The organism is Candidatus Cloacimonadota bacterium (assembly GCA_012522635.1).
In the GTDB taxonomy this organism is placed as follows: domain Bacteria; phylum Cloacimonadota; class Cloacimonadia; order Cloacimonadales; family Cloacimonadaceae; genus Syntrophosphaera.
Genome location: JAAYKA010000049.1, coordinates 1 through 7,876 on the forward strand (window position 1 = coordinate 1; position 7,876 = coordinate 7,876).

General features: G+C 48.1%; 6 protein-coding genes. All 6 read left to right on the forward strand.

Features of this window, described 5'->3' with window-relative positions; all coding sequences use genetic code 11:
• Positions 1–172 precede the first annotated feature (172 nt).
• Positions 173–1,195 (forward strand): NAD-dependent epimerase/dehydratase family protein, encoded by a 1,023-nt coding sequence (locus GX135_03000; protein ID NLN85059.1) that lies wholly within the window; start codon positions 173–175, stop codon positions 1,193–1,195.
• A 531-nt stretch (positions 1,196–1,726) separates the two neighbouring features.
• Entirely contained in the window at positions 1,727–3,397 is a 1,671-nt protein-coding gene (secD, locus tag GX135_03005; protein ID NLN85060.1) for a protein translocase subunit SecD, read from the forward strand.
• 10 nt (positions 3,398–3,407) lie between these two features.
• A complete protein-coding gene (secF, locus tag GX135_03010; GenBank protein ID NLN85061.1) occupies positions 3,408–4,373 on the forward strand; it encodes a protein translocase subunit SecF in 966 nt (321 codons plus the stop codon).
• Positions 4,374–4,515: 142 nt separating this feature from the next.
• Positions 4,516–5,625 (forward strand): peptidoglycan DD-metalloendopeptidase family protein, encoded by a 1,110-nt coding sequence (locus tag GX135_03015; protein ID NLN85062.1) that lies wholly within the window; start codon positions 4,516–4,518, stop codon positions 5,623–5,625.
• Positions 5,626–5,641: 16 nt separating this feature from the next.
• The gene (locus GX135_03020; GenBank protein ID NLN85063.1) at positions 5,642–6,775 is read left to right on the forward strand and encodes a protein tyrosine phosphatase; all 1,134 of its coding nucleotides are present in this window, start codon (positions 5,642–5,644) and stop codon (positions 6,773–6,775) included.
• A partial coding sequence (locus tag GX135_03025; protein ID NLN85064.1) for a phosphoribosylformylglycinamidine synthase subunit PurL occupies positions 6,765–7,876 on the forward strand: 1,112 nt, incomplete at its 3' end. The genes GX135_03020 and GX135_03025, both read left to right, overlap by 11 nt.

Genomic DNA, 7,876 nt, shown 5'->3' on the forward strand with positions numbered 1-7,876 from the left:
AGGGAATTGAACTTTTATGAGTATAATCTTCATAAAGAAGAACAGATTTTTTTATTGACACGATTTGCCAGCTTCTATATTGGCGCAAAAGTTGAAAGTGTTTTCTTCGATACTTTCAGTGACGCTCGGTCCGTTTTTATCTACAAAGCATTTTAAGAAAGTGGAGATAACCATGAAAAAGCAAATTTACATCGTGACCGGTGCAGCCGGGCATTTGGGTAGCTATGTGGTGAAGGAGCTTTTGAGCCAAGGCCATGAAGTCCACGCCTTCACCCTGCAATGGGAAAAAATTCCCGCTTACGTGGAAGAAAACAGGCATCTTATGACCCGCTATGCCGGCGACGTTCGCTTTCCCCAAACTCTTGACCAGCTTTTTGTCAGCGAAGAGGAAGCGGAGTTCACCGTTATCCACTGCGCGGGGCTGATTGGCATCAGTCTTGGCAAAGACCAGCGGCTTTACGATGTTAATGTGGATGGCACTCAGAATGTGATTGACGCCTGCAAAAAACATCACGCGAAAAGATTGGTCTATGTGAGTTCGGTGCACGCCATTCCAATCCTTCCCGACGGAGAAACCATGAAGGAAATATCGTTTTTCAGTCCGGAAAAAGTGATTGGCTACTATGCCAAAACCAAAGCCATGGCGACCCAAAAGGTGCTGGACGCGGCTCGGGACGGTTTCGATGCCCTGGTGGTCCATCCTTCCGGCATAATCGGGCCACACGCGCCCCGCAGCGGAAACATGGCTCAGATGATATATTCATTCCTTCAGGGACGTTTTAACGCCATAATCAAGGGCGCGTATGATTTTGTTGATGTGCGTGACGTCGCCTCTGGCGTCGTGGCAGCAGCGCAAAGAGGAAGGAAGGGTGAATGCTATATTTTGTCGAACCGGGTGGTGGAGATAAGCGAAATGCTGAACGAACTGGCAAAAAGCAGTGGACGCCCCAAACCCAAAATCCGCCTGCCCCTGTGGCTGGCAAAAGCGGCGGCGCCCTTTGCGGAGCTATATTATAAAATGGCACGCAAGACTCCTTTTTTTACCCTGTATTCGCTGTTCACCATCTCCAACAACAGCCTCTTTTCAAACGCCAAAGCTGTTTCAGAGCTTGCCTACAAAACCCGTTCCTTGCAGGAAACCATCGCTGATATGGTTTCCACCATGAGCGGAAATCTGAAGAAAAAGCCGATTTAGCCTTTTTTTTGGCCGTTGCCAGAGCTTTGGCAGGTTCAATCCTGCCTCGCTCTGGGTTCCAGCGCAAGTGTAACCTGGGAGTCACCCGCCATCATCCCGATTCTTTATCGGGTTGATCAGGAGGCATGTTGGAAGCACATTGGAGCCGGAACCAAGAAAGAATAATGGCGGCAGCTTAAAGAACAATTATACTGCTGAAGACATAGTTTTCCATGGACGAGTCTGTTGAGGAGCAGCCCACAAGGCTCTAACTCTTTGTGTGGCTTATGTTTGTCTTTTGAAACATAAGGGAGACATAAGGGGGCAAGCAAGAAACCATCAAATTTGGCTGATTAACGCAAGTGGTTCACCGATTTTGTTCATTTTCCACAGATTCAATAAAAATCTTGACTTTTTGGCAGGGTTGAAATGTTTGGAGAAAAGCTTTGCAAAAATAAGGCAAAATGGCTGTTTGCCCTGCAAGGTGAAACTTGCCTTGAATTCAGCCAAATAAATACATAGGAATTTTTATTTCATTGGGAGCATAGATTAATGAAAAAACTCTCCTGGTTAGCACCCGTATCCATACTGATATTTGTATTGGTTACACTGGTTTTTCTCTCGCCGCTGGTATTTTCAGAGGATTCCACCTGGTTCATCAAGAAAAGATTGAACCTCGGTTTGGACCTCAAAGGCGGCACACAGACCGTTTTGACTGTCAACACCACCGGTATGAGCGAAAAAGATGCCAAGGAAGCTGTTGATGGAAACATGCGCATCATCAGAAGCCGTATCGACCAATTTGGCGTTGCCGAGCCTGTCATCCAGCGCAGTGGTGAAAACGATATTCTGGTTCAGCTTCCGGGCGTGAAAAACCCACGCGCAGCGGCAGACCTGCTCACCAAATCAGCAGAACTGGTTTTCAAACTGGTGGTCAGCGGTGAAGACGCCCAGCGTTTCGTCGACCAAGTTGATGGCATTCTGCAGTCGAACCTTTCCAGTTTCCCTGAATTGGCAAAGCTGGAGGCGGAATATCGCGAAATTGATAAAAAAGAAAGCAAGATGCCCAAACAAGACGTGGCAGAAGACAACCCGAATATCGCTGATACTGAAGAAACTGAAGAAGCTGAAGAAAGAGAATATGTTTCCGATGGCAGCTCCGGGGTCTTCAAATCTCTGCTCACCGACATCCAAGGCGATTTTGCAGTTCGTTTCGACGACTATGAGCTGATGCTGAACCTCTTGAACAGCAAAGAGTTCCAAAACATCAAGCCCAAGGGTTATGATCTGGTTTTGAACAACGTGGACGAAGACATGCGCAAAGCCAAGGCTCCGGTTGTTCTCTACGTGCTCAAATCCACCGCTGAAGTGATGGGAACGGATTTGGACAGCGCCAGCATGGAAATTGGCTCATCCGGCAGCCACGACCCCAGAATGGCAGGCAAGCCCTTTATTTCTCTCAGTTTTACCACCAAGGGCGCGCGCAAATTTGCCAACGTGACCGGTGATAATATCAAGGAAAGACTGGCAATCGTGGTTGACAATACAGTTTATTCCGCTCCTGTCATCCAAGATAGGATTGGAGAAGGAAAAGCCACCATCACAGGCCAGTTTACAATGGACGAAGCACGCTCTTTGGCTATTCTTTTGAACAACAAAAGCCTGAGCGCCCCCATCGAGGTGAAGAGCTCGAACCAAGTTTCTGCCACCCTGGGCGCGGACAGCGTGAAAAGCGGACTGATGGCAGGCCTGATCGGCATCATCGCCGTGGTGATTTTTATACTCATTTATTATAAACTGAGCGGTCTTTTGGCAAACATCGCGTTGGTTTTTAACGTTGGATTTATCCTGGCGATGCTCACAGCCTTTGGTGGAACTCTCACCATGCCTGGTATTGCTGGTATCATTCTGACCATCGGCATGGCTGTGGACGCCAACGTGTTGATTTTTGAACGCATCCGCGAAGAACTTGAAGCTGGCAAAAACCCGCGCTCCGCTGCTGATGCCGGATTTAAACGCGCCACCATCACGATTTGGGACGCGAACCTCACCACCCTGATCGCGGCGTTTGTGCTCTATCAATTTGGCACCGGTCCCGTTCGTGGATTCGCGCTCACGCTCACCATAGGAATAGTGAGTTCCATCTTCACCGCCATCGTTTTCGTGCGCTGGCTGATGGACAAAACCTTGTTGAGCCGAAACCGTGAAAAACTGAGCATCTAAGGAGAGAAAAATGAGACTTTTTAATAACAGCAATTTCGCCTTCGTTCAGCATAGAAAAGTTTTTTACATCATTTCAGTAATCTTACTGCTTGTCTCCTTGGCCGGTGTGATTGTGAAAGGATTGAATTGGAGCACAGACTTCAAAGGTGGTGTGAGCACCATCGTGAATCTCAAGGCAAAAGATCCGTCTGTGGAGCCCCTGCACATTGATCAGCTTCGTAAGGTTATCAATGACGCCGGTTTTAAGGATACCGAGATCCAGTTTATCGGCAGCCGAGAGGATTGCACCTTCCAGATTAAAATGGGCGGAGAAGATGATCAAGCCATTAAAGAACAACTTCTTAAGGTGCTGAATAAAGATTTGGCTGATTATACCAAAAACCGCGACATGGACGATGAAGTGATTCAGGAATTCAACACAGTTGGCGCCAGAGCAGGAATGGAAATGCGCAACAAAGCCGTCATGGCGGTTGGCATTGCGCTGGTCTTGATGGTGATTTACGTTGGAATCCGTTTTGAATTCACCTTCGGTCTGATGGCGATTTTGGCACTTTTCCACGACGTTTTTATCATTGTGGGCGTGTTTGCCTGGTCAGGAAAAGAAATCACAATGACCATCATCGCGGCGCTGCTCACCATTGTGGGTTATTCCATCAATGACACCATCGTGATTTTCGACCGCATCCGTGAAGACCTCAAAATATATCGGAAAGATGACATACCCACGATTTTCAATCGTTCCATCAATGCCACGCTCAGCCGCACCGTGATTACAGCCGGAACCACACTGCTCACCTCACTGGCATTGTATTTCTTTGGCGGTCCCGTGATTCACGACTTTGCCTTGGCAATGAGCCTGGGAATCCTCTTTGGAACCTATTCCTCCATTTTTGTGGCCAGCAACCTTGTTTTGGATGCCATTAAGGGTACAAAACGGGAACGGCGCGCAGTGAAGCAAATGACCAAAAAATCATAATAAAACTCAAAACAATAAAACGAAGCCGACTCCGAAATGAGCCGGCTTCTTTTTTTAGCTAAAAGCTGGGAAGAAAATTTGCATTGACAAGCAGGCAAGGAGCTTAAAAATGGATTACAATTGTCAAATACGGTAAAAAAACATGAAAAATAAGATAATTACGATACTCGCCCTGCTTTTGCTGGTTTCTGCTCTTGCCAGTGACGAACTGAGCGACAAACAGAAGCAACTGGATAAGATTCAAAAAGATATGCAGCAGGCGCAGAACAAGATTTCGCAAAACGAAACCAAGAAGAAGAAGAACGAGACGGTGATTAAAAATGTCAAGCTGCAAAAACAGAAGACTGACGTTGAATTGCGCCGCAGCCAGAAAACCGCCCAGGAAAAATTGCAGGATCTGAATTCGGTTACTTCCGAGCTTCAGAGCGTGGAACAACATATTCGCGGGCTCAGATCAATGCAGGCGGATCAACTGGACAAAATGGTGCGCCTCTCCCGTAAAGAGCGTGCTTTGGGAATTGTTCAAAAAAATCAGCGTCCTCTTTCTGTGATGGCTGTGCAGACCACCCAAGAGCTCAACAACTTGGGAGACACACAATATTCACTTTCTCATGAACAGCGTAACCGGGTGCATCAATACAGTCTTGCCAGCATGGATCTCAAGGAAAAATCAACCGCCAGCGGCAAGCTGGACAAGCAGGCAAAAAATCTGCAGGCGGAGCAAAACAAGCTCACCCGGGAACAGCAGCAACTGGAAAACCGCATCGCCAAGTTGCAGAAGGACAAGGCTCAACTGGAATCGCTGATTGCCAGCCTCACCAGCAAACCGAAACCTGATGGGCTGGAGCCCACTGCCAGCAAGTTCAGCGCCCGCACCATTGCCTGGCCTCTGAAGGGACGCATTATCCGCAGTTACGGTCAGGAAACCAAAGCCTACAACACATCTGTGGTCTCGAACGGGATTGATATTGCGGTGGCTGAATGGACCGGTGTGTCGGCAGCGGCGGATGGAACTGTCATCTTTTCAGGCTCCTACGGTGGGCAGGGAAAACTGCTGATTATTGATCACAACAACGGTTTCTTCACTGTTTACGGATATAATAATGAGCTTTTGGTCTCCACCGGTACCGTGGTCAAAAAAGGCCAAACCATTGCCAAATCTGGCATGACGGGTTCCGCAATCGAGCCTTCGCTGCATTTTGAAGTTCGCAAGGACGGCAAGGCGGTCAATCCGCTTTCCTACCTGGAATAGAAAAAGGATAGGTTTAATGCGACTTTTGGTGCAGCCCTCCATCAGAAAGCTGGAAAAGACTATCTTAAAAAATGACTTTAAAGATAAAACCTTTCTACATTACACCGGTGGGATGTATGGCATCGGCTGCACAGTTTCCTCCCAGGGAGCGATTCGGAGAATTCTGCGCTTGAAAGGGCGCGACGACCATAAAGGCCTCATCGTTCTGGTTCCGCATCTGGATTGGTTTGAGGAAGAGGGGGTTCATATTCCGCCCCGGCTGTTGCCGCTCATGGAACAATATTGGCCTGGAAACCTGAGCCTGGCTTTTAAATGTGATGATCCGCGTTTTGAACATCTGGCAGTGAATGGCAAAGTTGCCTTCCGTGTTCCCAAGGATGATATGTTGCGTTTCATCATCGAACTTTTGGACGAACCCATCATCAGCACCAGCGTGAACATTGCAAAACTGCCTCCGGAAAATGACCTGAAAAAGCTGACCAGCATCTATGAAAATTGGTTCGACTATGGCTTTCTGCCCGGCAAAATACAAACGAATCCAGATTCTTTGCCATCCACACTGGTGGAATATATCGGCAGCGATGAAAAAGGTGGGGAAGAGCTGAAATGCCTCAGGGAAGGCGCGATTGCGTTTTATGGGGTGAAAAGCTCTTTTGAAAAACCCAGTATCATGTTCGTTTGTACCGCAAATATCTGCCGCAGCCCGATGGCGGAAAAGCTGTTTAATCATCAAGCTGCCAAGCAGGGTCTGGATTTTCTGGGGGATTCCTGCGGACTTTTGCCCGGTGGCGAAAGCATTTCCGCGGGTTCTTTGCAATTGCTTCTGGAAAATGGAATCCTGGAAGCCAAGGATCATATTTCCAAAACCTGCAGCCCGGAGATGGTTCAATCCAGTCGCTTGGTTTTGACCATGGAAGCCCGCCATCGAGATTTTTTGCGGAGTAATGCACCCGATATGGCGGAAAAGATTTTGACTTTGAACGAATACCTGGGTTTTGAGGGTGACATTGCCGATCCTTACGGTTCCAACATCGATTATTATCGCGAAACTTTTGAAATAATACAAGATAGAATCCTGCGCTTGGTGCAAAAACTTAAAAACCACAAGGCCGGAAGCGTGGAAAAAATTGGAGAAATAGATGGAAATTAAAGTTACACCCGAAATGATTGAAGCCCATGGCATCAGCCCTGAAGAATATGCCATGATTCTGGAAATACTGGGGCGCGAACCCAACCATCTGGAGCTTGGGATATTCAGCGTAATGTACAGCGAACACGCCAGTTATAAGAATTCCATCCTCCAGATAAAAACACTGCCTCGGGATGGAAAAGCTCTGCTGGCAAAAGCGGGCGAAGAAAATGCCGGTGTGGTCGATATTGGCGGAGGTTATGCGGTCTGCTTCAAAATCGAAAGCCATAACCATCCTTCAGCGCTGGAACCTTTTCATGGTGCCGCGACAGGCTTGGGCGGCATTTTGCGAGATATTTTCACCATGGGCGCCAAGCCAATTGCAGCCATGGCTTCCCTGTATTTTGGAGACCCTGAAAAACCGCGTAATAGTTTTTTGATGGATCAAGCTCTGGAAGGGATTGCGGATTATGGCAATACATTTGGAGTTCCAACCGTGGGCGCAGGTTTGTATTTTGATGAAGCATACGACGGAAACCCTCTGGTGAACGCAATGGCAGTGGGTTTGGTGGAGCATCACAATTTGGCACGCTCCGCGGCCAGCGGACCCGGAAACATTGTGGTTTATGCCGGTGCCAAAACCGGAAGAGAAGGAATTCACGGCGCCACATTCGCTTCCGACGACCTGCAAGAAGACGCGGAAATGCCATCCAGCATTCAGGTTGGCGATCCCCATGCGGGAAAACTGTTGGCTGAGGCATCGCTTGAAGTGATAAACTCTGGTTTGGTGGTGGCAATTCAGGATATGGGAGCCGCCGGGCTAACCTGCTCCAGCTCTGAAATGGCGGGCAAGAACGGCTTGGGAATCCAGTTAAATATGGAGCAAATCCCTCTCAAGGAGCCTGATTTGGAACCTTGGGAGATTATGCTTTCAGAAACTCAGGAACGCATGTTGATGGTGGTGGAACCCAAAAACCTGGACGCTGTTTTGGATGCCTTCAAGTCCAAAGGTTTGGAAGCAGTTGTGGCGGGAAAAGTTACTGATGATGGGTTTTTGGCGGTGCTGAAAAATGGCGTGCTTTTGGCTCAAATTCCTGCAAATGCTCTCATCCTGGGTGGTGG